This window comes from Oleiphilus sp. HI0086, from assembly GCF_001635225.1.
Genome location: NZ_LWFZ01000415.1, coordinates 1 through 490 on the forward strand (window position 1 = coordinate 1; position 490 = coordinate 490).

1 pseudogene is annotated in these 490 nt (G+C 44.9%); it reads right to left on the reverse strand.

The window, feature by feature from the left end:
• Positions 1-490, reverse strand: a pseudogene (locus A3756_RS27325) (acyl-CoA desaturase); the annotation flags it as partial.

The following is a 490-nucleotide window of genomic DNA, read 5'->3' on the forward strand; positions in this document are numbered from 1 at the left end:
AACTTGTTGCCCTCTAGATTTGAAGAACCCAGTATCTGACGGAAATACCATTCACCTTGTGACTCTCCCTGAATTTCTTCTTCAGTAAAGGTATGAGCGTCTTCGGTAAAGTGACCGCAAAAGATAATGGTAGAGGTCCAAAGGTTTCTAAGGATATTGGCAATTAAGTTACCGAGTAATACTTGCCCGGCCACAGGCCAGCATAGTAAAGGAAAGAATATGTAATCCTTGAAGGTTTGACGGCCGATTTTGCTAAAGAAATCTTTCTTTAATTGCTTGCGGCTAATTGGCAGGGAACTTGTCTCGCGGCGCTTGCCCATAAAGATTCTTTCTGCAGCGACTTCGTGGTAAGCAATCCCTGCTTCAAAGAAGGTGCTAAGCCCTAGGTAGCTGAATATCTGCCAGCGGTTTTTTGGCCGCCAAGGCAGGTCATCGCTAAGACGGAATATGCCATAGCCAAAGTCACGGTCTTTGCCGATAACATTTGTAT